The following is a 24,197-nucleotide window of genomic DNA, read 5'->3' as shown; positions in this document are numbered from 1 at the left end:
AGTTGCGATGTTCAATCGTGTGCTGTCGCACGCCTTGAGAACGCTGTGTTAGTTAACCAACGCTGGAGAATAATGATGGAAAAGAAAACGCTGGAACTTATCCGTTGCTTTGAAACTCGTCGTCGAGCAGCCCCTCAATTGAATGCCTTGCCCGATGGTTCCTACGAGGGCCAGGTGTCGGGGTTTCCCGGTTTAATCAATCGCAATACCGCGCTCAAAGAAACCATGGAATTTTTAATTCCTCGTTGGGATGATTTCAGTACGGACCCAAGTTTCCCGGACACTGTGAGTGTGTGGATGTGGCCACTGGATGACCCTCGACCGGCCGACCCATTCACGACATTTACGGTGTCCTCCCCCCCGGCAACCGGTGTGCCGGTCAATATTGCACTGGCGCGGCGGCCACCTGGCGTTCACCTCTTGCTATACAGCGTATTCGTTGACAACGTCGGTAATACCAGTGAATCGTTATCTCAGCCGCTGATCGTTGACCTTGCGGGTCCTTATTACAGCCACGTGGGGCCGATCCCCGCGCCGCTGCCTCCGGCAGATTTGCCGACGCCTGCCACCTTGGCGTATTTTCAAGGGTTGCTTAATGAAACCGCGCTGTTTTCTGTGCCTGATTATGTGGCAAACGGGCGGGCAGACGGTGACTATGTCTTGTTGTACTACAACAATTCGGATACACCCTATCTGCCTACCGCTGGCAGTAGCGATCCGAAATGGGTGCTTCCTGTCAATTTGACAATCCCCTTGCCATTGTCGGTTGTCCAAGGCAGTGAAGATGGATTGCGCAGTTTGCGCTACGAGTTGTACGACGCGGCGGGAAACCCTGCGAGACTGTCGTCCCAGTTTGTTTTTGATGTGGGGCTGTTTCCTGCGCCAACTAACTTCAAGGCGCCCACTGTCGATTTGGCGGTACCCGGCGATCAACTGATTGATCGTAACGACGCCGCGCAACTCAATGGCGCGATCATTCGTATACCGGCCTACGACAACTTTCTGCGAGGAATTGACGGTGACATTCTCAGTGTGACCTTGACAACCTCTTTGGGCTCACGAACGCTGCCCGATGTGCCGCTGGGCAGCAATGCCTTTCCGGTGCAGGTACATGCTGACTATCCAACCCTGCTTCAGATTTATGGAGCGACGGAAGGGGAATTGGAGATGACCGTTTCCTACGTCGTCAAACGTCGTTCAGTCAGCCACAATGCGCTGTTGACCGCGATGACGAATCTGGACCTCTTCGTGGTGGGGCCGACCAATCCGGACGAGCCGAGCCTGATCAACCCTAATTTGAACCCGGCAGTGGTCAGAGGCGAAGATGCAACAGGTGTTGAGGGTGCGGATAATGAGCTGACGCCTGAGCACGCAAACCGGCCAGCCAATGTACATATAACGCTGTGGGACACTCCCCCCACGCCCGACGCCAGTCCCTTCACGATCTATCTCTATTACGAGGGCGTATTGGCTGACACCCTGTTCGTACCCAGCGGTACGGCATCTCAGGAGGTAACGCTGCACATTCCGTGGAACATCATTGCCGATCATAGCAATGGAACGAAGAGGGTGCATTACACCATCGGCTCGACAGGCACTTCGAACAGGCAATATTCGCCCACAACCCCAGTAGAGGTCACGGCCAACATCATTTCACTCCTTGCTCCAACTATTCGTAACCTGGTAGGCGGCGGAAATGGAATTGTCAATTGCACCAGCTTCAGGCCCGCACTGGGCAATATCGTAGTTTATGTCCCGGCCTCAGAGCATTTCACCTTGAACATGATTGTCAGGGTGCATTGGCGAGGTTACCGGGATGACATGGGTGCGGACGAAGTCACTGCAGTCTATGGATTCAAGGACTCGCCGCCGCTGACGCAAGCCATGTTGACCGGTGGATTCGAGGTCAAACTGGAGGACTACTTCACACGCTTCAAACCGATTCAACCCACTAGAGCTAACCGGACCGACGGATCAGCCAGGGTTCACTACACCATTATGTTGCATGGCGAACTGGTCACTTCCAGTGAAGCCACACCGCTGGTGCGTGGCCATCTAGTAGGCGGGACTAACGGGACTTTCTGCGACGGACTCCCCGTGCCGGCACCGTAGGGGTCTCAGTTGTCGCCAAAGGGAGGCACGGCTTCCCTTTGGCGTTTTTTATAACGATCTTTGGACGCTGGGCATCCCTTGGTCAGGATTACTTGCCATGTGACCCATTAATGCAGGCACTTGGGATTAGTCCTACATAAAGTGGTAACCACTCTGGATAACTTTGGCGGCGCTCGATTGGCAGGGTCCCACGCACTTTGGAACCGGCCAGTTTCTTCCGTAATGGAATGCCAACCCAGAGGTTCGTTACATGTCATCCGTATTCAATTTCAAACCTTCGCCCTTGAGTCTCGCACTGAGAGTCAAGGCTGTCACCCTGCTCATGGTTATGGCTCATGCAGCCGAAGCCCGAGTGGTCACCGGGCCTGACGAGTATGTCCGCCCAGGTCCCGCACCGGATCGTTTTGAATTACTCCCAGGTTCCGGTCTGACGGTCGAGGGTGCTGTCACCAAGGATATTCGCGCTCGATCCGCTACATTGACGGTCACGCCGGGCAGTTCTACCCAAGATATTACTGCGACTGATTCGCAGGTCCGCATCAGCGGCTCCGACGTCATCGCTCGCAGCACGGCCAACGCTGCTGTTCATGCTGTCGGCGGCAGCAACGTGTTGATCAGCGACAGTAATGTCATTCATAGCAACGGTACTGCTTTGATGGCTGGACGCTCCTTGGGCGGGATCGATGGCTCCAATATCAAAGTGGTCAATAGCACCATCACCGGCACCAATCGCGGCGCGAGTGCCAGCGCTTACAGCGTGCTGGATTTTACCGGCTCTCGCATCGAGGCGACGAACGCCAATGGCGTTGGTGTTTCACTGATGAGCGGACAAGCCTTCGCCACCCAAAGCCACATTGTGGGAGGGGCAAATGGTGTGCAAATGGGCATTGACGGCTCCTCCGGCGTGCTGGACAGCACGCTGATACTGGAGGGTTCCAGCGTCCAAGGCACGAATGGCGCGGCGATCCTCGCAAGGGCCGGGACTAAGGCCGATATCCAGGTGCGCAACGGTTCGACCCTTACCGGCGGCAACGGTAATATCCTGGAAGTCACCGGTGGGTCCACCGCCAACATGAACGTCGACTTCAGCCATCTGATCGGCGATGTAATGGTCGAAGAAGGCAGCACCGCCACGTTGCAACTCAACAACGGTTCGTCGCTCACCGGCCAGCTGAAAAACGTGGCCGAGCTGAGCGTGAATACTGCTTCGCAGTGGGTGCTGGTGGGTGACAGTACTGTCGAGGCCTTGAAGATGGGCGGCGGTGCCGTGCACTTCGGCGCGCCGGATGAATTCTACCAACTGGACGTGAAGAGCCTGGAAGGCAATGGCACCTTCGTCATGCACACCGACTTCTCCACTCACCAGACGGACTTCCTCAATGTGGAAGGCCGTGCCGAAGGCAACCATAGCCTGTTGCTGAACGCCACCGGTTCGGAGCTGGCCAGTGGCGAGCAGATCAAGGTGGTGCACACCGAGGGTGGTGACGCACACTTCTCCCTGGTGGGCGATACCGTGGATATCGGCGCCTACGCCTATGGTTTGCAGAAGGATGGCACCGACTGGTTGCTGGACCCGACGCGCAAAGGCACCAGCACCAGCGCCCATTCGGTACTGGCCTTGTTCAACAGCGCGCCGACCGTGTTATACGGCGAGTCGTCCATCCTGCGTACTCGCATGGGGGAACTGCGTTTCAGCGAAGGCAAGAACAACGGCCTGTGGATGCGCAGCTATGGCAACAAGCACGAAGTGGCCGCGAACAAGAACGGCGCCGGCTATTCGCAAACGCAAAAGGGTTTCACCATCGGTGCCGATGCGCCGTTGTCCAGCGGCGACGGCCAGTGGCTGGCGGGTGTGATGGCCGGTCACAGCTCCTCGGACCTGAGCCTCACCCGTGGCAGCAAAGGCGAGGTCAAGAGCTACTATCTGGGGGCCTACGCCACTTGGCTGGATGACGAGAGCGGTCTGTATTTCGATGCCGTCGCCAAGCTCAACCGCTTGCACAACGATGTCGATGTGACCATGAGCGATGGCAAGAAGGCCAAGGGCAGCTACGCGCAGAATGCGGTAGGTGCTTCGGCGGAGGTCGGTCGCCACATCAAGCTGGACAACGATTTCTTCGTTGAACCTTACGGCCAATTGGCGGCGACGATTACTCAGGCGCAGAGCTATGAGCTGTCCAACGGTCTGCAGGCCAAGGGCGACCGTTCCAGTTCCGTGGTCGGTAAGGTCGGCGTAACCGCTGGTATGGACATTCAGCTGGAAAGCGGCGGTGTGTTGCAGCCGTACCTGCGTACGGCCGTTGCCCATGAGTTCGACCAGAGCAACAAGGTGTTCATCAACGATCAGAGCTTCAACAACGATCTGTCGGGTTCGCGTATCGAAATGGCGGCCGGTGTGGCTATGTCGGTCTCCAAGAACCTCAAGCTGCATGCGGACTTCGAAACCAGCAAAGGCAAGAAGATCGACCAGCCATGGGGTGTCAACTTCGGCGTGCGCTACGATTTCTAAGGCGCTCGTTCACTTCAACAGGGGAAGCTTCGGCTTCCCCTTTTTTTCATCTTCAGATCAGTACGCTCAGCCAAGTCGACCCCAGCAAGAGGAGGGCCATGCACCGGTTGAAACGCTGTACTGCCGTCGATGAGCGCAAGACCCGGTTGGATCCGGCACCCAGCAGTGCCCAGGCACCCAGGCAAGGCAGGGCAATCAGGAAGAACACCAGCGACAGGGACAGCACCTGGTGCTGGCGATCGGCACCATTGCCGGCAAATACGCTGACTACCGCCAGTGCCATCATCCAGGTCTTGGGGTTGACCAATTGCAGGCTGGCGGCGCCGGCCAGACCGAGGCGTTTTTGCGTCGAGCGCACACCGATGGCCTGGGCGGGCGTGCGGTAAATCTGCCAGGCCAGATAGCTCAGCCAAGCCACCCCGGCCCATTGCATCGCCAGTTGCACCCTGGGCAGCCGAACCAGAGACTCGCCCACGCCCGAGCCCACCAGCAACACGATGCCCGCCGCGCCGGCGCCCGCGCCGAAAATGATCGGCAACGCGGCCTTGAAGCCATACCGCGCGCTGTTGCTGAGCACCAGGATATTGGTAGGGCCGGGGGTGATCGAAGCCACGAAAGCGAACAGCATGAACGGCAGCAAAGTGGACAACATGGCGGGTGACTCCGGTAAACCAATCGATGGAGTCGATCTTCACAAGCCGCCGGGTTATCTGTCTGGAAGATTTGAGCAGCGCCTGCGGTAGGCGGCGGGGGTCAGGCCATAGGCGCGCATAAACCAGCGGCCCATGTGGCTCTGGTCGGCGAAGCCCAGGGCAATCGCCACATCGGCGGGTTGTTCGCCCTTGGCCAGTAAATGCCGGGCACGGGCCAGGCGCAGTTGCACCAGGTAGGCATGGGGCGGCAGGCCGAACGCGCTTTTGAAGGCGCGGCTCAAGCGAAAGCGGTCGACGCCGCAGGCCAGCGCCAGTTCGTGCATGCCCACGTCGTGATGCAGGTGCGCATGCAGGTATTCCCGAGCCTTGTGGGCCACCTGCGGCAGGCGCGGATCGTCGCCGTAGCGTGTGCGCCAGTGAAGGTGTCCGGTGAGGCGTTCGAGCAATTGGTCCATGGCGCGCTGGCGTACGATGCGCAACTCGCCGCGGTGCAGGGTCTGGAACGCTTGGCTGGTGGCGAAAGCCAGGCGTGGGTCGTCGGCCAGGGTGCTGACGAAACTCAGCTGGCTGTCGACCGGTGCCTCTTCGAATACGGTGCTCACTTCCCGTGTCAGCCAATGCGGGTCGAGGTAGAGCATGTGATAGGTAAAACCGTCGGCGGTCGGCGCGTCGCCGTCATGCAGCTCGCCGGGCTCCACCAGGAACACCTGGCCGGGCACGCTGTCGTGGCGGGTGCGGCGGCAATTGAATTGCTGCACGCCTTGCTCGGTCACGCCGATCAGGTAGCTGTCATGCCAGTGGGGGTCGTAGGCGTGGCCTTCGAAATGCGCGCGCAGCGTTTCGATGCCGGTGTCGGTGTCCTGGGACAGGTCGATCCAATTGTGCGCGGTCATAACCCCCTCGACGGTGTGTAAAACGGTATTAGCGGCCCGTGCGGCATGGGCGTCTAGAAGGTTTGTGCAGCCTAGCCGAACAGGCCGGCGGCGATGTTGATCGAGAAACCCAGGATCGCGGTGTTGAACAGAAACCCGATCAGCGATTGTCCCAACACCACCTTGCGCATACCACGGGTCGCCACGCCCACGTCGGAGGTCTGCACGGCCACGCCGATGGTGAAGGAGAAGTACAGAAAGTCCCAATAGTTGGGTGTGAGCAGGCCCTCGGCAAAGCGCAACGCCGGTTCCTTGCCGGTCCAGGTGTAATACAGGCGAGCGTAGTGCACGCTGAAAATCACCCCGATCAACAGCCACGAACCGATCACCGTCAAGCCGGTAAAACCGTAGTGCAGCAGGCGTGCCGAGGTTGCCAGGTCTTTGCTGCCCACCAGCTCGAAGGTGATGGTGGCCAGGCTCGCGATGGCGGCGATGCACACCGTGAACAGCACCAGCCCGGCATTCTCGTCTTCGACTTCGGCGATGCGCTTGACGTCCTCGGCCTTGGCCCGGCGCGTCAGCCACAGCATCAGCAGCAGGTAGGTCCAGACGCCGGCATTCCAGCCGATCAGAATTTTGCCGGTGACGGTTCCGGACGGCGCCAGGATACCCACCGCAAGGCCAAGGACGGCGGCGGCGGAGAGACGCGGATGGGTGCGGGCAAGGAAGGGCATGGCGCTCACGATTCGGGGGAATAGTGAGCAACATAGGTTGAGCAGCTGCAGGCTGCAAGCTTCAAGCGGCAAGTTGAAGCAAGGGTGCTCCGGCTGGCCGCTTGAAGCTGACAGTCAGCGACTGCGCTTGCGCACCAGCTTCATCACCACCACAAAGAACACCGGTACAAACACCACCGCCAAGGTCGCGGTGACCATCCCGCCGATTACCCCGGTACCAATCGCCTGCTGGCTCGCCGAGCTGGCCCCGGTGGCAATGGCCAGCGGCACCACGCCAAGGATGAACGCCAGCGAGGTCATGATGATCGGCCGCAACCGCAACCGCGCCGCCTTGAGGGTGGCATCGATCAGGTCTTCGCCCTGGTCATACAGGTCCTTGGCGAACTCGATGATCAGGATCGCGTTCTTCGCCGACAGGCCGATGATGGTGATCAGGCCCACCTTGAAAAACACATCGTTGGGCATACCGCGCAAGCTCACCGCCAGCACCGCGCCGAGCACGCCCAGCGGCACTACCAGCAATACCGAGGTCGGGATCGACCAGCTTTCATACAGCGCCGCCAGGCACAGGAACACGATCAGCAGCGACAGCCCCAGCAGTATCGGAGCCTGTGAGCCGGACAGGCGTTCCTGCAGCGACAGCCCGGTCCATTCCTGACCCAGGCCCGCCGGCAATTGGCTGACCAGGCGCTGGATTTCCGTCATTGCCTCGCCGGTGCTGTAGCCCGGTGCCGCCTCGCCGGAAATGGCGATGGCCGGATAGCCGTTGTAGCGCGTCAGTTGCGCCGGGCCCTGGGTCCACTTGGCTTGTACGAAGGCCGACAGCGGCACCATCTTGCCGGATTCGTTGCGCACATGGATCTTCAGCAGGTCCTCGACCTGGCTGCGCCGGTCGCCTTCGGCCTGCACCACCACGCGCTGCATGCGGCCCTGGTTGGGGAAGTCGTTGACATAGGCCGAGCCAATCGCCGACGACAGCACATTGCCCACCTCGGCGAAGGATACGCCCAGCGCGTTGGCCTGCTTGCGGTCGACCTCCAACTGCACCTGGGGCGCCTCGGCCAGGGCGCTTTCGCGCACATTGGCCAGGATCGGGCTTTTCTCCGCCAGGGCCAGCAGTTCGGTGCGCGCCGCCATCAATGCGGCATGGCCGACGCCCCCGCGATCCTGCAGGCGGAACTCGAAACCACTGGACGTGCCCAGGCCATCCACCGGCGGCGGCAGCACCGCGTAGGCGATTGCGTCCTTGAGCTCGCTGAAGGCGCCATTGGCGCGCTCGGCAATCGAAGCGGCGGAATCGTCGCTGCCGCGCTGCGACCAGTCCTTGAGCGTGGTAAACGCCAGTGCCGCGTTCTGCCCCGAACCGGAGAAACTGAAACCCATGATCATGGTGGTATCGCCCACCCCCGGCTCGCCGGCGTTATGCGCTTCGATCTGCTCGGCCACCTGCACCGTGCGGTTCTTGCTGGCCCCCGGCGGCAGTTGGATATCGGTGATGGTGTAGCCCTGGTCCTCCACCGGCAGGAACGAGGCGGGCAGGCGCACGAACAGCACGCCCATGCCCACCAGCAGCACCAGGTAGATCAGCAGATAACGGCCGCTGCGCTTGAGCGCATAAGCCACCCAACCGGCATAGCGCTCGGTGAGGCGCTCGAAGCGCTGGTTGAACCAGCCGAAGAAGCCGCCCTTGGCGTGGTGCTCGCCCTTGGCGATCGGCTTGAGCAATGTGGCGCACAGCGCCGGGGTCAAGGTCAGGGCAAGAAACGCCGAGAACAGGATCGAGGTGGCCATCGACAGTGAGAACTGCTGGTAGATCACCCCCACGGACCCAGCCATGAACGCCATCGGCAGGAACACCGCCACCAGCACCAGGGTAATGCCGATGATCGCGCCGGTGATCTGGCCCATGGCCTTGCGCGTCGCTTCCTTGGGCGACAGGCCCTCGGTGACCATGATCCGTTCGACGTTCTCCACCACCACGATGGCGTCGTCCACCAGGATGCCGATGGCCAGCACCATGCCGAACATGGTCAGCACGTTGATCGAGAAGCCCAGCAGCAACATGGTGGCGAAGGTGCCCATCAGCGCAATCGGCACCACCAGGGTCGGGATCAGGGTGTAGCGCACGTTCTGCAGGAACAGGAACATCACCGCGAACACCAGCGCCATGGCCTCCAGCAGGGTGTAGACCACCTTGGTGATCGAGACTTTGACGAAAGGCGAGGTGTCGTACGGGATCTTGTATTCCACGTTCGCCGGGAAGTACCGCGACAGCTCGTCCATCTTCGCCCGCACCAGGGTTGCGGTGTTCAGCGCATTGGCGCCCGGTGCCAACTGCACGCTGACGGCGGTGGAGGGTTTGCCGTTCAGGCGCGTGGAAAACTGGTATTCCTGGCTGCCGATTTCCACCCGCGCCACATCTCCGATGCGCACGGTGGAGCCGTCAGGGTTGGCCTTGAGCACGATGTCGGCGAATTCCGCCGGGTTCGACAACTGGCCTTTGACCAGGATCGCAGCGGTGATTTCCTGGGTGTTGGTGCCCGGCAAGTCGCCGATACTGCCGGCCGAGACTTGGGCGTTCTGCGCGGCGATGGCGGCGTTCACGTCGGCCGGGGTCAGGTTGAAGCCGATCAGCTTCTGCGGGTCGATCCAGATGCGCATGGCGCGCTCGGCGCCGTACAGTTGGGCCTTGCCCACCCCGTCCAGGCGCTTGAGTTCGTTCATCACGTTGCGCGCCAGGTAATCGCTGAGCGCGACGTCATCGAGCTTGCCGTCGTTGGAGGTGAGGGTCACCAGCAGCAGGAAGCCCGCGGAGACTTTTTCCACCTGCAGACCCTGTTGCGTCACGGCCTGGGGCAAGCGCGGCTCCACGGCCTTGAGGCGGTTCTGCACATCCACCTGGGCCATTTCCGGGTTGGTGCCGGGTTGGAAGGTGGCGGTGATCGTCGCCGAACCCAGGCTGCTCTGGGATTCGAAATACAACAGGTGATCGGCGCCGTTGAGTTCCTGTTCGATCAGGCTCACCACGCTCTCATCCAGGGTCTGCGCCGAGGCACCGGGGTACACCGCGTAAATTTCCACTTTCGGCGGCGCAACGTTGGGGTATTGGGCCACCGGCAATTGCGGGATGGCCAGCAGGCCGGCGAGCAGAATGAACAGGGCCACCACCCAGGCGAAGACCGGGCGGTCGATGAAAAACTGCGGCATGCTCAGGAATCCTTCTTGGCCAGCTTGGCCGGGCTGTCGTCCACTTGGACTTTCTCACCGGGCCGCGCGTGCTGCAGGCCTTCCACGATGATGCGGTCACCGGGTTTGAGGCCATGGCTGACCACCCAGCGATCGCCGACCACCGCGCCCAGTTCCACCGGTTGCTGGCTTACGGTCTGCTCGGCGTCCAGCAGCAGTACCATGGGGATGCCGGCGCTGTCGCGGGTGATGGCGCGCTGCGGCACGCTCAGGCCTTGGGTATCCACGGCCTGTTCCAGGCGCACCCGCACGAAGCTGCCGGGCAGCAGGTCCAGGTCCGGGTTGGGGAACTCGCTGCGCAGGATGATCTGCCCGGTGCCCGGGTCGACGCTGATTTCAGCGAACAGTAGTTTGCCCGGCAGCGGGTAGAGGCTGCCGTCATCCAGGATCAACGTGGCCTTGGCCTGGTCCTGGCCGACCTGCTTCAGGCTGCCGGCGCGAAAGGCGCGGCGCAGGTCGTTCAGCTCACGGGTGGATTGGGTGAGGTCGGCGTGAATCGGGTCCAGTTGCTGGATGATCGCCAGTGGCGTGGCTTCGTTCTGGCCGACCAATGCGCCTTCGGTGACCAGCGCGCGGCCGATGCGTCCGGAAATCGGTGCGGTCACGGTGGCGTAGCCCAGGTTGAGCCTGGCGCGCTCGACGGCGGCTTTGTTGGCGGCGACTTCGGCTTGGGTCTGGCGTACGGCGGCGCGCGCGTTGTCGTAGTCCTGGCCACTGATGGCGTTGCCTTCCACCAACTGGCTGTAGCGCTGTTCCTGCAGGCGCGCCTGGAACGCATTGGCCTCGGCCTTGCTTAGGTTGGCCTTGGCGCTGTCCAGGTCGGCCTTGAAGGGGGCCGGGTCAATGCGAAACAACACGTCGCCCTGTTTGACGTCGTGGCCTTCCTTGAACACCTGTTGCATCACCACGCCGGCCACCCGCGCGCGCACTTCGGCGATGCGCGGCGCGGCAATGCGCCCGCTCAATTCGCTGCTGATGGACAGGGGTTTGGCCTCAAGGGTTTCGATGCGCACTTTGGCCACGGGCATTTCCGGCGTTTCGTCGGCCGACTGGTCACAGGCACTCAGGGCCAGCGTCAGGGCCAGCAGGCAAAACGGCGCAAACAGATTCTTCGACATGCTCTTATCCCAATAATGACTGGCGCATCCTAAAGGCACCTGCGCCGTGGTGCTGTGAAGCTGTGTAGGTCGTCTGTGAAGAAATGTAAGGTGCGGCGCGCGGGGCGCCGAGGGCGTATATCCTTGCACAATCCTGCAAACATTGAAGATCCAACGTGGGAGGGGGAAAGCCTTCTCCCAAAGTGGGTTTGTGTACGACACATCACTGCATTTTTTGGAAACACCTTCATGCCCAACATCCTTCTGGTGGAAGACGACGCCGCACTATCCGAGCTGATCGCCAGCTACCTGGAACGCAACGGCTACCACGTCAACGTGCTCAGCCGTGGCGACCTGGTGCAAGAACGCGCGCGCCGCGATCCGCCGGACCTGGTGATTCTCGACCTGATGCTGCCGGGGCTCGACGGCCTGCAGGTGTGCCGCCTGCTGCGCGCCGATTCGGCCTGCCTGCCGATCCTGATGCTCACCGCGCGCGACGACAGCCACGACCAGGTGCTGGGCCTGGAAATGGGCGCCGATGACTACGTCACCAAACCCTGCGAACCCCGCGTGCTGCTGGCGCGGGTGCGTACCTTGCTGCGCCGCAGCAGTTTGTCCGAGCCTCAGGTGGCCAACGATCAAATCCTGATGGGCAACCTGTGCATCGACCTGTCGGAGCGCACCGTGACCTGGCGCGACCAGGCGGTGGAGCTGTCCAGCGGCGAATACAACCTGCTGGTGGTGCTGGCGCGGCACGCCGGCGAAGTGCTCAGCCGCGACCAGATCCTGCAACGCCTGCGCGGTATCGAGTTCAACGGCACCGACCGCTCGGTGGACGTGGCCATCTCCAAGCTGCGGCGCAAGTTCGACGACCATGCCGGCGAAGCCCGCAAGATCAAAACGGTGTGGGGCAAGGGCTACCTGTTCAGCCGTTCCGAGTGGGAATGCTGAACCATGCTGCGCGTGCTGATTCGCCTCTTCCTGATCACCATCGTCACCTATAGCGCCGCGATCTACCTGATTCCCAAGCTGGTGATCCAGCTGTTCGAACACCGTTACCTGAACTACAACATCGAGCAGACCCGCGGCCAGCAGCACCTGATCGTCAAGCAGTACCAGCGTGCACCGGTGGAGCGCTGGTCCCAGGTGACCGAGCAACTGGGGCGTGACTTCGCCCCGCTGAGCGTGCAATTGCTGCTGCGCCAGGACGCGAGCTATACCCCGGAAGAAGCGCGTTTGCTGGAGCAGGGCAGACCGGTGGTGCGCCTGGGCGAGTGGGGCTGGATGGAAGAGATCAGCTCGCCGATCAACGATCAGTTCGTGGTCAAGCTGACCGTCCCGCCGGACCCGCTGGACATGAACCTGCTGTATTGGGCGATCAACGTGCTGATCGTCGCGGCGCTGCTGGTGTGCCTGCTGGCCTGGTTGCGCCCGCACTGGCGCGATCTGGAACGCTTGAAAAGCACCGCCGCGCAGTTGGGCCAGGGTAACCTGACGGAGCGCACGGGCGTTCCCGCCCATTCCAGTATCGGCAGCCTGGCGGCGGTGTTCGACACCATGGCCGACGACATCGAGCACCTGCTCAATCAGCAGCGCGATCTGCTCAACGCGGTCTCCCACGAACTGCGCACGCCGCTCACGCGTCTGGATTTCGGCCTGGCCCTGGCGCTTTCCGAAGACCTGCCCCCAGCCAGTCGCGAGCGTCTGCACGGCCTGGTGGCGCATATTCGCGAGCTGGATGAGCTGGTGCTGGAACTGCTGTCCTACAGCCGCCTGCAGAACCCGGCGCAGTTGCCGGAGCGGGTGGACGTGGTGCTCGATGAATTTATCGACAGCGTGCTGGGCAGCGTCGACGACGAACTGGAAAACCCCGAAATTGTCATCGACGTGGTGCTCGACTGCGCCATCGAGCGTTTCAGCCTTGACCCGCGCCTCACCGCCCGCGCGTTGCAGAATCTGTTGCGCAACGCCACGCGCTATTGCGAAACACGCATCCAGGTGGGCGTCAAGGTGTGCCCCAAGGGCTGCGAAATCTGGGTGGACGATGACGGCATCGGCATTCCGCTGGACCAGCGAGAGCGTATCTTCGAACCGTTCTACCGTCTCGACCGTAGCCGCGACCGCGCCACCGGCGGCTTCGGCCTGGGCCTGGCCATCAGTCGGCGCGCGCTGGAGGCCCAGGGCGGCACGCTCACGGCGCAGGCGTCACCGCTGGGCGGCGCGCGGTTTCGGGTGTGGTTGCCCAGCAGCGCGAGCTGATCGGCCTGCAGGCAGGTGAGCAAAAGAGCATACTGTGGCCCCGTTTTACCCGAGGAGAGATTGGCCATGACTGCCGTTCACGCGTCTGCTCAACTAGGTTTCTCAACCCAGGCCGCCACCTACGCCCAGGGGCGTCCGGATTACCCCCGCCAGCTCACGGGCTGGCTCAGCGAGACGCTGGGGGTTACCAGCCAGTCGACGGTGGTCGACCTGGGCGCCGGCACCGGCAAGTTCACGCGGTTGCTCAGCAGCCTGGCGCCGACGCTTATCGCCGTAGAACCCGTGTCGCAGATGGGCGAGCAACTGCTCAAGGCATTGCCCGGTGTACGTCTGGTTTCCGGTACCGCCGACGCCATGCCCCTGGACACCGCGAGTGCCGACGTCGTCGTGTGCGCGCAGGCCTTCCACTGGTTCGCCACACAGGCGGCATTGGCGCAAATTCACCGTGTACTCAAGCCCGATGGGCGCCTGGGCCTGGTGTGGAATGTGCGCGACGAGTCGGTGGACTGGGTGGCGGCGATCACCGAGATCATCACGCCTTATGAAGGCGACACTCCACGGTTCCACACCGGCCACTGGCGTGATGCCTTGCGCGGCGATTATTTTTCCATGCCCGAACTGACCTGTTTTGCCTACCAGCACGTAGGCAGCCCCCAGGAAGTGATCATCGATCGTTTCCTCTCGGTGAGCTTCATTGCGGCGCTGCCGGACCCGCAAAAAGCCAGCGTCACCGCGCAACTGCGCACCCTGATCGACACCCATCCCGACCTGCGCGGGCGTGAGACCGTAGCGTTTCCCTACCAGACGCAGGCCTACCTGTGTCGGCGGCTGGCTTAAAAGGCATAAAGTCAGATCATATTGATATAAGTGGTTATAAGAAAAATCGCTATCCTGCGGCCAGAAATTTATATGGCCGCAGGTAGCTGTTAATGGAAGTGGGTAACGTTGGTTTCGTCATTGCCGGCCTGATCGTGGGTTTTATCGTCGGCATGACCGGCGTCGGTGGCGGCTCGTTGATGACGCCGATTCTGTTGTGGTTCGGCATCAACCCGGCCACCGCCGTGGGCACCGACCTGCTGTACGCCGCCATCACCAAATCCGGTGGCGTGCTGGTGCACAGCAGGAACAAAAACATCGACTGGACCATCACCGGCTGGCTGACCCTCGGCAGCGTGCCCGCCGTGCTGCTGACCCTGTGGTTCCTGGCTACCCTGCACACCGACCCCAGCGCGATGAACGCGGTGATCAAGCAGGCCCTCGGTGTGGTGCTGCTGCTGACTGCGCTGGCGATCCTGTTCAAGAAAACCCTGTTGGCCTTCGCTCAGCGTCACGCGGGCGACAGCTACCACATGAACCCGCGCAACCTGAATGCCTTGACGGTGCTCACCGGCGCGATCCTCGGCACCATGGTTGCCTTGACGTCCATCGGCGCCGGCGCCCTGGGTACCGTGGCGCTGTTTATCCTCTATCCGTTCCTGGCCACGCGCCGCCTGGTGGGCACCGAAATCGCCCACGCCGTGCCGCTGACCCTGGTGGCGGGCCTTGGCCATGCCGGCATGGGCAATATGGACTGGCACCTGTTGGGGTTTCTGTTGATGGGCTCGTTGCCGGGGATTTACATCGGCAGCCACATGACCGGCAAGATCCCGGACGGTGTATTGCGTCCCTGCCTGGCGGTCATGTTGATGGCCGTCGGTTACAAGTTGGCGTTCTGAGGTGGGAGGGGGCAAACCCCTCCCACAGGGTTCCCCCGCTTTAGCTTTTCGCCGGGCCATTGCCGATCTGCCAAACGAACGGCGGTTCGGTGCCATTGATCACCCAGTCCCCCACAATCCGCGCCTTGTAGATCACCGGGTTGTGAGAGGACACGGTCCGCGCGTTACGCCAATGCCGGTCCAAACCCTTGCCCTGACGCACATCCGAGGCTCCCAGCGCATTGAACAGTTCGCTGGTGGCCCGCTGAATCAATTCCGACACCACCACCTGCGCCGTGGCCGATTCGATTTCGGCCGCCACATTTGCCTCGCGCTCGGCCGCTTCATCCGCACCGAACCGCGCCAGATACGCCCGCTGCGCCGGCTCTGCGGCCTTCAACGCGCTGGCTTCGGCGGCATATACCAGCGCGGCGACTTCGCCTACCACTTGTTGGATCTGTGCGTCCTGGCTCACATGGGCGGCATTGCCATGGCTGTAGATGCGCTTGCGACTGCGCACGTGGTGTGCCACGTCCTTGAGCGCCGCGCGGCCGATCCCGGCGAGGCTGGCCAGTAGCACCAGCTGATAAAACGCGGTCTGGTACTTGAAACGGGTGGCAAAGTCGATGACGTTTTCGGCTTCCACCACGGCATCGGTAAAGCGCGAAGTACCGCTGCCGGTGGTGCGTTGGCCAAAACCGTCCCAGTCATCGCTGTGTACCACTCCGGGCTGGCGCGCGCGGGTGGCGGCAATCACGTCGCCGCCGGTGTCGCTGCGTTGGGCGTACACGTCGATCCAATCAGCGAAAATGCTCCCGGTGCTGTAGAACTTTTCGCCGTTGAGCGTCCACTGATCACCGTTCGGCGTGACCTGGGTTACCACATCGCCGATGGCGACGCTGCCAATTTCAGTCCAGGCGCAGCCGACGATCTCACCGTCGACGAAGCGCTTGAACCACAGGTCACGGCCAGCACCGGGCGCGGCATTCAGGCGGTCCTCGGCAAAGGCGAAGTGCCCGCGCAGGGCTTGGGGCACGTTGGAGTCGGCCTCTGCCAGCTCGATCAGCAGCGCGAATAACTGTGGCAGCGAGGCACCGCCGCCGCCGTACTCCACCGGCACGCGCACGGCGCCGAAGCCGGCTTCCTTCAACCATTGGATCGGCGCGTGAGGCAGGGTGCGGGTGTGTTCCCGTTCCGGCGCGCCCTCGGCGATGCGTTGGAAAGTCGGGCGAAAGCGCGCGGCCAGGGAGGCGTAGTCGACGCCGATGGAAAGCGGGTTGATGACGTGGTGTTCGGTCATGGAACGGTTCCTGGGCAGTGATCGGTGGCTCGTGTGTTTGCACAGTCCGTGCCGGGCGCCGAGCCCACTGTTTATGGGGGAGCGGGGCGCTCTGCTGTTGTTCCGGCAACAGCGATTCGACAAAACGGCCTCAACCGCGACAGTTGCGGCCAGGCGATCGTCGGGTTGAATGACCCGCGCAGACGGCCTGGCACGGGCGTTTGCCTGGGCTGGCACACTTGCTGCTCAACCCCTCGGTACATTCCTTGGTACGAGGTGCCGTTCGATGAGTCAGCAAGCCGTGAAATTTGCCTATTGGGTGCCCAACGTCAGCGGTGGGTTGGTGGTCAGCAAGATTGCGCAGCGCACCGACTGGGGGATCGACTACAACCGTAAGCTGGCGCAACTGGCCGAGGCGGCGGGCTTCGAGTATGGCCTGACCCAGATCCGCTTTACCGCCGGCTACGGCGCCGAGAGCCAGCATGAATCCGTGGCGTTCAGCCATGCCCTGCTGGCCGCCACCACCCGGCTCAAGGTGATCGCCGCGATCCTGCCGGGTCCTTGGCAGCCGGCGTTGGCGGCCAAGCAACTGGCAACCATCGACCAGCTCACCAACGGCCGTATCGCGGTCAATATCGTCAGCGGTTGGTTCAAGGGCGAGTTCCAGGCCATCGGCGAGCCTTGGCTGGAGCACGATGAGCGCTATCGCCGCTCCGAAGAATTCATTCAAGCCCTCAAGGGCATCTGGACCCAGGACAATTTCACCTTCAAGGGCGATTTCTACCGATTCAACAACTACACCCTCAAGCCTAAGCCTCTGGGCCAGCCGGAAGTGTTCCAGGGCGGCAGCTCGCGGGCAGCGCGGGACATGGCGGCGCGGGTGTCGGACTGGTACTTCACCAACGGCAACACCCTGGAAGGCATCAAGGCCCAGGTCGACGATATTCGCGCCAAGGCATCGGCCAACAACCATTCGGTCAAAATCGGAGTGAACGCCTTTGTGATCGCCCGCGACACCGAGGAGCAGGCCCGCGCCGTGCTGGCGGAAATCATCGACAAGGCCGACCTGCAAGCCGTGAACGCCTTCGGTGACGCGGCCCGGCAAGCGGGCAAAGCCTCGCCCGAAGGCGAGGGCAACTGGGCCAAATCCAGCTTTGAAGACCTGGTGCAGTACAACGACGGCTTCAAGACCAACCTGATCGGCACGCCGCAACAGATCGCCGAACGCATCGTCGCCCTTAAGGCCGTGGGCGTGGACCTGGTGCTGGCGGGGTTCCTGCACTTTCAGGAAGAAGTGGAGTATTTCGGCAAGCGTGTATTGCCGCTGGTGCGCGAACTGGAGGCCAAGGCGGGGGTCAGGCAGGTGGCGTGACGACCAGCGGCGAGCGCGCTAATCACTGCGCGGCAAGCACCTTCTCCAGCCGCAACGCCGCGCAGTTGTCCTCGTAATAGTCCGGCGTGCACGCAAGCCGTCGATAGCCCCTGCGTTCATACAGGGCCAGCGCGCCGAGGTTGTCCGTGCGCACCTCCAGCCGCAGTCGGGTGCAGCGGTGTTGCACGCCGCAGGCTTCGATCCGCGCTAACAACTGCGCACCCAAGCCCAACCCTCGTGCGGGCTCGGCAATAGCGATGGAATACAGCCGCGCCACGGCACTGCCGCGACGCAGCAGCACCAGCGCGTACCCTTGCAATTGGGCGTCACGTTCCGCCAGCCATAATTGGCCATTGGCGCGACGGACCATCCAGCGAAAACTGCGGGGCGACAGCCGGTCGCCGGTAAAACATTGTTGTTCCAACGCTGTTAGTGCAGGTATGTCATCGAGCGTTGCAATGCGAAAGCAAAGGGTCATATAACCACCGTAAAAGTTGCGTAATGAAACGGGACTTCTCAAAAAGATCGTGCTTAATAGAAAAGGTCCAGTTCTCTAAAGCGGATCAAATATTATGTCGGCGGTACACAGTCATTGGCGTGAAGTATCCGAGCAAAGCTGCGCGGCGACAATCACTTCCCCTCGTTATTTTGCACAAGTGCCGAAAGCCGCGAGTCAAGTCGTGATTATTGTGGAGCGCAAGGAAGATTGGGCGTCTTACTTGCCCAGCGAAGAGATGATCACCGCCCAGGAATACCTGGAACAGACGCGCCAGAACGAGACGGGCAAACGTGTGCAGGTCATCAACCTGTGCCGCAGCTACAAGTATCTGGGGCATGGCTACTATTGTTCGTTGCTGGCCGAAGCGCGTGGGCACAAAGTGATTCCTTCCGTGCGCACCATCAGCGAACTGGCCAGAAAGTCACTGTATGGCTTGGCGTTGGATGATCTGGACAGAGTGCTCGATAAAACCCTGAGCCATCATCTTTACAGTAGTACCGAGGGTTTTACGCTGACGCTTTATTTCGGCCGAACGCCGATTGAGGCGTTACAGGAATTGGCCCGCCAGTTATTTGAAGCGTTCCCCTGTCCAATCCTCTTAGTTGAGTTCAAAAAGCACAACGGCTGGCATATCGTTGGGGTGAAGTCTGGTGTATTGCATAAGTTGCGCGACGATCAGGAAGATCATTTCGCCCATGCCCTCGACAACTTCAGCCGCAGGATTTGGCGCCAGCCGCGTTCGCGGCGCCTGGCCCGGTATGATCTGGCGATCCTGCACGATCCCCATGAACAGTTGCCGCCGTCCAACGCCCAAGCCCTGAACAACTTCATCCGAGTGGGCAGGGGCCTGGGCATCGACGTGGAACTGATCGAGCGCAAGGATTACGCGCGCCTGGCCGAATACGACGCCTTATTGATCCGCGAGACCACCAGCGTCGACAACCATACCTACCGTTTCGCCAAGAAAGCTGAAAGCGAAGGGCTGGTGGTGATGGACGACCCGACGTCGATCTTGCGCTGCACCAACAAGGTCTACCTTACCGACCTGCTCAACAGCCACCAATTGGGCATGCCCGCTACCGAGATTCTGTACAAGGAGCGACCGCAGGATTTTGAACGGGTCGGCGAACGCCTGGGGTTTCCGTTGGTGTTGAAGATCCCCGACGGCTGTTTTTCGCGCGGTGTCATCAAGGTCGAGAGCCAGGCCGCGCTGCTCAAGGCCACTGCTGAACTGTTCGAGCATTCGGTGCTGCTGCTGGCCCAGGAGTTTTTCTACACCGAGTACGACTGGCGTATCGGCGTGCTCAACCGCAAACCGATCTTTGCCTGCCAGTACTTTATGTCCAAGGGCCATTGGCAGATCTACAACCACAAGGCCATCGGCGCAGCGATCAACGGTGAATGCCGCACGCTGGCGGTACACGAAGCACCCAAGGCGGTGGTGGACCTGGCGGTGAAGACCGCCAACCTGATCGGCGACGGTCTCTACGGTGTCGACCTCAAGCAGTCTGGCGACAAAGTCGTGGTGATCGAGGTGAACGACAACCCCAACCTGGACGCCGGCATCGAGGATGCCTATCTACAAGACGATCTCTACAGCCTGGTGCTGGAGGAGTTCGTGCGGCGTCTGGAGTTGAAACGCCAGGGCCAGGTCTGGTAACGAGCGTGCCACCGGTTATGGGATGGACGATCGCTGGAGGGTCAGGACTTCGTAGCCGTCCGCTGTCACCGCCACGGTGTGTTCCCATTGGGCCGACAGGCTGTTGTCCCTGGTCACCACCGTCCAGCCATCCTTGAGACTGCGCACCTTGGCGCTGCCCTGGTTAAGCATCGGTTCGATGGTGAACACCATGCCTTCACGCAGCTCCAGCCCGGTGCCGGGGCGGCCGAAGTGCAGGATCTGCGGTTCTTCGTGCATTTGCCGGCCGATGCCATGGCCGCAGTATTCGCGCACCACGCTGTAGCCATTGGCCTGGGCATGGCTCTGAATGGCGTGACCGATATCGCCCAGGCGCGCACCGGGCTTGACCTGGCGGATACCGGCCCACATCGCCTCGAAGGTCGTCTCCACCAGGCGCCGGGCTTTGGGCGCGACAGTGCCGACCATATACATCTTGCTGGCGTCGGCGATAAAGCCACCTTTTTCCAGGGTGATGTCGATGTTGATGATGTCACCGTCCTTGAGCACATCCCTGGCGCTGGGCATGCCATGGCAGACCACCTCGTTGATCGAGGTGTTGATGCAGAACGGATAGTCGTACTGGCCGAGGCTGGCAGGGCGGGCCTGCAGGTCGTTGCGGATGAAGGCTTCGACGGCCGTGTCCAGCTCCAGGGTCGAGCAGCCGGCGGCGACGCAGCCGTCGAGCATGTCGAACACCTGGGCCAGCAGCCGACCGGATTCACGCATCACGGCCAGTTGAGCGGCGGTCTTGATCATCAGCTGCGCCCCCGGATCAGCTCAGGTTTGTCCAGCAGCAGTTTGTTGATCAGGTCGTTGTAGCTCAGGGTGGGGTTCAGTTCGGCGAGCAGGCCGACCTTGATCCAGAACTCGGCCTGGGCGTTGATGGAGCGGTCCATCGTTGCGCTGGCCAGGCGTAATTGTTCGTGCAGTTGATCGGTGATCTTAACGATGCCCATGGGATTCACTGTGCGGTTGGATATACGCAGCGTATACGTTTCGTATATTAGCGTAAAGCCGCGCAGAAACGATCTGCGCGCTGATGAATAGTTTCGATATGTTGCTGAAAGCCCCGGCGGACGACTGCGGCCGCTGGGTTAAACGTTTAATCGTGCCTATTCGCCGACGTTTTAAACGGCCCCAGGAAGTTCAAATTTTAGTTATATAAAACCCTGGCCTGCTTATGAGGAAAGGTTACAACGCGAAGCTGTTTTGCCAAGTACGCTTGCACAGTGATGGCGTCTTCCAAGGCCGGTAAGACGCCGCAGGCTTATGCCTGGCATAACGACAACAATCTGTTGGCTATTGAAAAAAGGAGAGGTTGGCCATGTTTTCGGAACTTGAATTACGCAGCATTATTGAAGGAAGTTTCCTGCCCAGGCGGTGCGAGTGCACCAAAGCCGAAGACGCTTCGTTGACGATCAAGGTCTACGACGACAGCAACCGTGATCGGGTCGACCTGGAGGTCAAAGGGATCAAGGCGCAAGACCTCGTCAGCAGTCGAGCCATCTGCGAGTTGGTGATCGGGTTACGTAAGGACCTGGAACAACTCCACCAGCCCACGTTGCAAAGAGCAGGCGCACGCGGCTATTACTACTAGGTCGGCGGGCGAGCGGGCAGCATGAAAACCTCGGGCCTGGATTAACTCCAGGCCCTCTACGTTGCAAATCCGTGGATCGCAGAACCCCGGATTCACAGTCGAATGCGGATGTTCAGCCCAACTGCTGGCGATACGGCAGGTCGGGGCCGGTCTTGGTGCAGGTCAGCGCGGATGCGCGAATGGCAAAGCCCAGCATGGCGTCGATCTGTGCGCGGCTCAGCTGTTGCAGGCCGTGCACCGAATCCAGGTGATGCTCGGTCAGCCAGGCAATCAATGCTGCCTGGAAGGTATCGCCGGCGCCCACAGTGTCGGCCATCACAATGTCCAGCGCCGGTTGCGACCAGCTGCCATGCTGGCGACTGAACACAGTGGCGCCATCGCCGCCGCGGGTCAGGAACACCAACTGACAACGGTGCTGCAACCAGCCTTGCAGGACGCTTTCCGGCGATTGGCCGGGATAGAGCAGATGCAGGTCTTCGTCACTGACCTTGATCAGGTCGACATGCTTGACCAGTTCGGCGACGCGGTCGCGCCATAGTTGGATATCCGGCTGGGGGTTGAGCCGTACATTGGGGTCGAGGCTGATCAGACGCTGGCCGCTTTCGCGCTTGACCAGGCTCAGCAGGGTGTCGCCGATCGGTTGCACGACCAGCGAGAATGACCCCACATGCAATCCACGCACATTGTCGCCCAGTTGCGGTAAATGGCTTGGCTGCAATTGCCGGTCGGCGCAGCCGTCGCCGCGAAAACTGTACTGCGGCGAGCCGTTGGCACCCACGGCGACCATCGCCAGGGTGGTCGGCGCGGCGAACTCCACCAGGTAATCCTCGCTGACGCCTTCGTCCCGCAGCACCTGCAGCAGGCGCCGACCGAGGAAATCGCTGGACAACCCGCCGAACAGCGCTGCGTCGATGCCCAGGCGGCGCAGGCCCACGGCTACGTTGAACGGCGACCCACCGGCAATTGCCTTGTAATTGACCTTCGACGCCTTGCCGCTGGCATCTTCCTCGCTGAAGAAATCGAACAGCGCTTCACCACACACCAGATACATAATCGCTCGCTCTTAAAGGGTTGCCACGAGTTGCTGATAGCGCTCGTAAGCCTGTTGATAGGCGCTGACATGGGCCGCCACCGGCACGGTACGGCTGGCCGGGTCGACGCTCACGCATCTGTCGCAGAGGCTGGCCAGGGATTCGCCGGTCTGGCTCCACGCCGCTTGGATGGCTGCGCCGAGGGCGGCGGCCTCGCTTTGTTCGGTGCAGATCACTTCGGTGTGCATGATATCCGCGACCATCTGGCGCCACACCGGGCTTTTCGAGCCGCCGCCGATCAAGCGGATGCTCTGGCTTTGCAGGCCGGTCTGGCGCAGCAGGTCGAGCCCGTAGCGCAGGCCGAAGGTCGTGCCCTCGACCACCGCTCGGCACAGGTTGGCGCGGGTCAGGTTGGTCATGGTCAGGCCATGCAGGCTGCCGCTGGCGTGGGGCAGGGCGGGTACGCGTTCGCCGTTGAGAAACGGCAGCATGCTCACACCGTCGGCGCCGATGGGCGCGCGTTCGACCAAGGCATTGAAGGCAGGCAGGTCCAGCTCGAACAGCTCGCGGATCACGCCGGTGGCGTTGGTCAGGTTCATGGTGCAGATCAACGGCAACCAGCCGCCGCTGGAAGAACAGAACGTCGCCACCGAAGCCTGCGGGCTGACGTTGGGCTGCTCGGCAAAGGCATATACGGTGCCGGACGAGCCCAGGCTCATGGTAATCACCCCCGGCGCAATATTGCCGGTGCCGATGGCGCCCATCATATTGTCGCCGCCGCCGCTGGAGACCACGGCATGGGGGTTGATGCCCAACCGCTCGGCGATGGCCGGCAGGATCGTGCCGACGCTTTGATCGGCCTCGATCAACGGCGGCAGCGCCTGGTCCAGGCGGCCGCTCGGGTCGATGTGCCGAAGCAGCTCCACATCCCACTCACGGCGGCGCACATTGAAGTAACCGGTGCCCGACGCATCGCCATACTCGGCGACGGCGCGGCCGGTGAGCCAGTAGTTGAGGTAATCGTGGGGCAGCAGGATATGGGCGATGCGGGCGAAGAGCTCCGGGTGCTGTTCGCGCGTCCACAACAGTTTGGAGACGGTGTAGCCCGGTGCGATCGCCACGCCCAGGCGTTCCAGCGAACCACGCTCGCCGCCGAGGTGCGCCAGCAGGCGGTCATTCTCGGCGGTCGTCTCGGTGTCGCACCACAGCTTGGCCGGGCGCAGTACCTGGCCGTGCTCATCCAGCAGCACCAGGCCGTGCTGCTGGCCGGATACGCCAATGCCGAGGATGGCCTGGCCGTCGACACCGGCTTGTTGCAGGGCACGATGGGTGGCCGCAGTGAACGCATCCAGCCATTCCTGAGTGTGCTGTTCGCGACGGCCGTTGGCACCGCTGATCAGGGTATGGGGCGCAGCGCCAAGGCCCAGGACCTGGCCGCTGGACGCGTCGAGGACGATGGCTTTGGTGCCCTGGGTACCGCAATCGATGCCGAGGAACAGGTTTTGCTGGGTCATGAGGGTGTGCTCAGCATTATTGTTGGACGTTAAATGCTATCCCAATAT

The 24,197-nt window shown here is 61.6% G+C and carries 19 protein-coding genes and 1 pseudogene; 9 read left to right on the top strand and 11 right to left on the bottom strand.

What is annotated here, in order from left to right; all coding sequences use genetic code 11:
* Positions 1 to 72 precede the first annotated feature (72 nt).
* Positions 73 to 2,112, top strand: a complete 2,040-nt coding sequence (locus tag OSC50_RS13340; protein ID WP_267165216.1) for a hypothetical protein — start codon at positions 73 to 75, stop codon at positions 2,110 to 2,112.
* Between the two features lie 250 nt (positions 2,113 to 2,362).
* Complete coding sequence (locus OSC50_RS13335; protein WP_266249042.1) at positions 2,363 to 4,621, top strand: autotransporter outer membrane beta-barrel domain-containing protein; 2,259 nt, start codon at positions 2,363 to 2,365, stop codon at positions 4,619 to 4,621.
* Between the two features lie 52 nt (positions 4,622 to 4,673).
* Here OSC50_RS13335 and OSC50_RS13330 read toward each other — a convergent pair whose 3' ends face one another.
* The 5 genes from OSC50_RS13330 to OSC50_RS13310 all read right to left on the bottom strand — a co-directional run bounded on the left by OSC50_RS13330 (position 4,674) and on the right by OSC50_RS13310 (position 11,244).
* Positions 4,674 to 5,273 carry a LysE family translocator gene (locus OSC50_RS13330; protein WP_253507036.1) on the bottom strand — a complete coding sequence of 200 codons (600 nt, stop codon included), beginning with the start codon at positions 5,271 to 5,273 and terminating at the stop codon, positions 4,674 to 4,676.
* A gap of 54 nt (positions 5,274 to 5,327) precedes the next feature.
* A complete protein-coding gene (locus tag OSC50_RS13325) occupies positions 5,328 to 6,167 on the bottom strand; it encodes an AraC family transcriptional regulator (RefSeq protein WP_266249043.1) in 840 nt (279 codons plus the stop codon).
* Between the two features lie 71 nt (positions 6,168 to 6,238).
* A complete protein-coding gene (locus OSC50_RS13320) occupies positions 6,239 to 6,880 on the bottom strand; it encodes a DUF1345 domain-containing protein (RefSeq protein ID WP_181077298.1) in 642 nt (213 codons plus the stop codon).
* A gap of 114 nt (positions 6,881 to 6,994) precedes the next feature.
* Positions 6,995 to 10,087 (bottom strand): efflux RND transporter permease subunit, encoded by a 3,093-nt coding sequence (locus tag OSC50_RS13315; protein ID WP_266249044.1) that lies wholly within the window; start codon positions 10,085 to 10,087, stop codon positions 6,995 to 6,997.
* 2 nt (positions 10,088 to 10,089) lie between these two features.
* A complete protein-coding gene (locus OSC50_RS13310; RefSeq protein WP_266249045.1) occupies positions 10,090 to 11,244 on the bottom strand; it encodes an efflux RND transporter periplasmic adaptor subunit in 1,155 nt (384 codons plus the stop codon).
* Positions 11,245 to 11,472: 228 nt separating this feature from the next.
* On the opposite strand from OSC50_RS13310, the gene OSC50_RS13305 reads away from it, so the two are divergent.
* From OSC50_RS13305 to OSC50_RS13290, 4 genes are all read left to right on the top strand, one after another.
* Entirely contained in the window at positions 11,473 to 12,174 is a 702-nt protein-coding gene (locus tag OSC50_RS13305; RefSeq protein ID WP_034097114.1) for a response regulator, read from the top strand.
* Between the two features lie 3 nt (positions 12,175 to 12,177).
* Positions 12,178 to 13,482, top strand: a complete 1,305-nt coding sequence (locus tag OSC50_RS13300; RefSeq protein ID WP_181077305.1) for an ATP-binding protein — start codon at positions 12,178 to 12,180, stop codon at positions 13,480 to 13,482.
* A 66-nt stretch (positions 13,483 to 13,548) separates the two neighbouring features.
* Positions 13,549 to 14,319 (top strand): class I SAM-dependent methyltransferase, encoded by a 771-nt coding sequence (locus tag OSC50_RS13295; protein ID WP_266249046.1) that lies wholly within the window; start codon positions 13,549 to 13,551, stop codon positions 14,317 to 14,319.
* A 92-nt stretch (positions 14,320 to 14,411) separates the two neighbouring features.
* A complete protein-coding gene (locus OSC50_RS13290; RefSeq protein ID WP_181077309.1) occupies positions 14,412 to 15,197 on the top strand; it encodes a sulfite exporter TauE/SafE family protein in 786 nt (261 codons plus the stop codon).
* A 40-nt stretch (positions 15,198 to 15,237) separates the two neighbouring features.
* Here OSC50_RS13290 and OSC50_RS13285 read toward each other — a convergent pair whose 3' ends face one another.
* Complete coding sequence (locus OSC50_RS13285) at positions 15,238 to 16,476, bottom strand: acyl-CoA dehydrogenase family protein (protein ID WP_266249047.1); 1,239 nt, start codon at positions 16,474 to 16,476, stop codon at positions 15,238 to 15,240.
* Between the two features lie 265 nt (positions 16,477 to 16,741).
* Here OSC50_RS13285 and sfnG point away from each other — a divergent pair, with 265 nt between their 5' ends.
* The gene (gene sfnG, locus OSC50_RS13280; protein WP_253507051.1) at positions 16,742 to 17,827 is read left to right on the top strand and encodes a dimethylsulfone monooxygenase SfnG; all 1,086 of its coding nucleotides are present in this window, start codon (positions 16,742 to 16,744) and stop codon (positions 17,825 to 17,827) included.
* A 40-nt stretch (positions 17,828 to 17,867) separates the two neighbouring features.
* Here the strand turns inward: sfnG and OSC50_RS13275 are convergent.
* Positions 17,868 to 18,305: pseudogene (locus tag OSC50_RS13275) on the bottom strand (GNAT family N-acetyltransferase); the annotation flags it as partial.
* Between the two features lie 94 nt (positions 18,306 to 18,399).
* Between OSC50_RS13275 and OSC50_RS13270 the strand changes: the two are divergent.
* The gene (locus OSC50_RS13270; RefSeq protein ID WP_253507054.1) at positions 18,400 to 19,986 is read left to right on the top strand and encodes a RimK family ATP-grasp domain-containing protein; all 1,587 of its coding nucleotides are present in this window, start codon (positions 18,400 to 18,402) and stop codon (positions 19,984 to 19,986) included.
* Between the two features lie 15 nt (positions 19,987 to 20,001).
* On the opposite strand, the gene map is transcribed toward OSC50_RS13270, so the two are convergent.
* Together map and OSC50_RS13260 are read right to left on the bottom strand one after the other, a co-directional pair.
* Positions 20,002 to 20,763: a type I methionyl aminopeptidase gene (gene map, locus OSC50_RS13265; RefSeq protein ID WP_266249048.1), complete on the bottom strand. Its 762-nt coding sequence runs from the start codon at positions 20,761 to 20,763 to the stop codon at positions 20,002 to 20,004.
* The gene (locus OSC50_RS13260) at positions 20,763 to 20,963 is read right to left on the bottom strand and encodes a ParD-like family protein (RefSeq protein WP_266249049.1); all 201 of its coding nucleotides are present in this window, start codon (positions 20,961 to 20,963) and stop codon (positions 20,763 to 20,765) included. The genes map and OSC50_RS13260 overlap by 1 nt, the downstream gene beginning before the upstream one ends.
* A 368-nt stretch (positions 20,964 to 21,331) precedes the next feature.
* On the opposite strand from OSC50_RS13260, the gene OSC50_RS13255 reads away from it, so the two are divergent.
* On the top strand, positions 21,332 to 21,604 hold the full coding sequence (locus OSC50_RS13255; RefSeq protein WP_181077315.1) for a DUF1652 domain-containing protein: 273 nt from the start codon (positions 21,332 to 21,334) through the stop codon (positions 21,602 to 21,604).
* A 112-nt stretch (positions 21,605 to 21,716) separates the two neighbouring features.
* On the opposite strand, the gene OSC50_RS13250 is transcribed toward OSC50_RS13255, so the two are convergent.
* Both OSC50_RS13250 and xylB read right to left on the bottom strand, forming a co-directional pair.
* On the bottom strand, positions 21,717 to 22,655 hold the full coding sequence (locus tag OSC50_RS13250) for a carbohydrate kinase family protein (RefSeq protein ID WP_266249050.1): 939 nt from the start codon (positions 22,653 to 22,655) through the stop codon (positions 21,717 to 21,719).
* Positions 22,656 to 22,667: 12 nt separating this feature from the next.
* The gene (gene xylB / locus OSC50_RS13245; RefSeq protein WP_266249051.1) at positions 22,668 to 24,149 is read right to left on the bottom strand and encodes a xylulokinase; all 1,482 of its coding nucleotides are present in this window, start codon (positions 24,147 to 24,149) and stop codon (positions 22,668 to 22,670) included.
* Between the last annotated feature and the right edge of the window lie 48 nt (positions 24,150 to 24,197).

Source organism: Pseudomonas quebecensis, assembly GCF_026410085.1.
Taxonomy (GTDB): Bacteria; Pseudomonadota; Gammaproteobacteria; order Pseudomonadales; family Pseudomonadaceae; genus Aquipseudomonas; species Aquipseudomonas quebecensis.
Note: the sequence above shows the minus strand (reverse complement) of the source record. Positions and strands in the feature narration are given on the sequence as shown.

Bases quoted from the DNA above. Each gene is read 5' to 3' on its own strand.
- sfnG (WP_253507051.1), top strand. From the start codon at position 16,742: ATGAGTCAGCAAGCCGTGAAATTTGCCTATTGGGTGCCCAACGTCAGC.
- map (WP_266249048.1), bottom strand. From the start codon at position 20,763: ATGATCAAGACCGCCGCTCAACTGGCCGTGATGCGTGAATCCGGTCGG.
- OSC50_RS13315 (WP_266249044.1), bottom strand. From the start codon at position 10,087: ATGCCGCAGTTTTTCATCGACCGCCCGGTCTTCGCCTGGGTGGTGGCC.
- OSC50_RS13325 (WP_266249043.1), bottom strand. From the start codon at position 6,167: ATGACCGCGCACAATTGGATCGACCTGTCCCAGGACACCGACACCGGC.
- OSC50_RS13295 (WP_266249046.1), top strand. From the start codon at position 13,549: ATGACTGCCGTTCACGCGTCTGCTCAACTAGGTTTCTCAACCCAGGCC.
- OSC50_RS13300 (WP_181077305.1), top strand. From the start codon at position 12,178: ATGCTGCGCGTGCTGATTCGCCTCTTCCTGATCACCATCGTCACCTAT.
- OSC50_RS13270 (WP_253507054.1), top strand. From the start codon at position 18,400: ATGTCGGCGGTACACAGTCATTGGCGTGAAGTATCCGAGCAAAGCTGC.
- OSC50_RS13290 (WP_181077309.1), top strand. From the start codon at position 14,412: ATGGAAGTGGGTAACGTTGGTTTCGTCATTGCCGGCCTGATCGTGGGT.
- OSC50_RS13305 (WP_034097114.1), top strand. From the start codon at position 11,473: ATGCCCAACATCCTTCTGGTGGAAGACGACGCCGCACTATCCGAGCTG.
- OSC50_RS13260 (WP_266249049.1), bottom strand. From the start codon at position 20,963: ATGGGCATCGTTAAGATCACCGATCAACTGCACGAACAATTACGCCTG.
- OSC50_RS13310 (WP_266249045.1), bottom strand. From the start codon at position 11,244: ATGTCGAAGAATCTGTTTGCGCCGTTTTGCCTGCTGGCCCTGACGCTG.
- OSC50_RS13340 (WP_267165216.1), top strand. From the start codon at position 73: ATGATGGAAAAGAAAACGCTGGAACTTATCCGTTGCTTTGAAACTCGT.
- OSC50_RS13285 (WP_266249047.1), bottom strand. From the start codon at position 16,476: ATGACCGAACACCACGTCATCAACCCGCTTTCCATCGGCGTCGACTAC.
- OSC50_RS13250 (WP_266249050.1), bottom strand. From the start codon at position 22,655: ATGTATCTGGTGTGTGGTGAAGCGCTGTTCGATTTCTTCAGCGAGGAA.
- OSC50_RS13320 (WP_181077298.1), bottom strand. From the start codon at position 6,880: ATGCCCTTCCTTGCCCGCACCCATCCGCGTCTCTCCGCCGCCGCCGTC.
- OSC50_RS13335 (WP_266249042.1), top strand. From the start codon at position 2,363: ATGTCATCCGTATTCAATTTCAAACCTTCGCCCTTGAGTCTCGCACTG.
- OSC50_RS13255 (WP_181077315.1), top strand. From the start codon at position 21,332: ATGTTTTCGGAACTTGAATTACGCAGCATTATTGAAGGAAGTTTCCTG.
- OSC50_RS13330 (WP_253507036.1), bottom strand. From the start codon at position 5,273: ATGTTGTCCACTTTGCTGCCGTTCATGCTGTTCGCTTTCGTGGCTTCG.
- xylB (WP_266249051.1), bottom strand. From the start codon at position 24,149: ATGACCCAGCAAAACCTGTTCCTCGGCATCGATTGCGGTACCCAGGGC.